Source organism: Paenibacillus sp. D51F (assembly GCF_053345695.1).
On sequence record NZ_JBKFAO010000030.1, the window covers coordinates 1 to 997 of the forward strand.

Here is a 997-nt window from a genome sequence, read left to right on the forward strand (position 1 = left end):
TCTCGTCATGGTATCTCCTGTTCCCGGCATCTAAGAGCCCGACTCAAAATTCCAACCTTGCGATACGGCGTGTCATTCTTCTGATTGACGACACGAACATCCAAGCCTCCGACGAGGCAATGGATGCTTCCCAATCTTTAGCCAGCCGGCGGCAACGGTTGAGCCATGCGAAGGTTCGCTCGACGATCCAGCGCTTGGGCAGGATTACAAAGCCTTTGGCTTGATCGGAACGCTTGACGATTTCGATCGCCAGCGCCTCGATATGCGCCACAGCTGTTGCGAGCTTTTCACCAGCATATCCGCCATCGGCGAAGAGTTTCTTCAAGCAGGGATAGTTCGCGCGGGTGCGCCCGATCAGATCCGGTGCGCCATCCCGGTCCTGAACGTCGGCACCATGCACGATGCCTTCCAGCATATTGCCGATCATATCGGTTACGATATGGCGCTTGCGACCTTTGATCTTTTTGCCTGCATCATAGCCGCGCAGGCCACCAGCTTCTGTCGTCTTCACCGACTGGCTATCGATAATAGCAGCCGTCGGCTCAGCCTTGCGACCTTCCGCCAGCCGTGTCACCGTAACCAGCATTTCATTGACAAGATCAAGCAAGCCGTTGTCACGCATCCGGTAGAAATGGTACTGCACCGTCGTGAATGGCGGGAATTCCTTCGGTAGCTGCGCCCATTGGCAGCCGGTCGTCGCGATATACTGGATCGCATTCCACAACGTGCGCGGATCATGCTCGCGCGGACGGCCCACCTTGCCCAGCGGCTGCAAAAGCGGTGCAACGACAGCCCATTCATCGTCCGTACAGTCGCTTGCATAGCGTAAGTCTCGTCTGGCATAGTCGCGCCGAGCGGTTTCAGTCCAGGTCATGTGATCCTCCGTAGTCTTCGTAAACCACAGAGAATCATAAACTCATGAAATCGCTCAACTTAATTTTCGGTTGGGCTCTAAGCCGAAATCAGGCAGAAATTCCACTTATCCTAGCTGTGCAGA

Annotated in this window: 1 protein-coding gene; it reads right to left on the minus strand. The window is 55.2% G+C overall.

Annotation, left to right across the window (positions count from 1 at the left end; all coding sequences use genetic code 11):
• Positions 1-43: 43 nt before the first annotated feature.
• Positions 44-874: an IS5 family transposase gene (locus ACLBWT_RS23250; protein WP_447665427.1), complete on the minus strand. Its 831-nt coding sequence runs from the start codon at positions 872-874 to the stop codon at positions 44-46.
• Between the last annotated feature and the right edge of the window lie 123 nt (positions 875-997).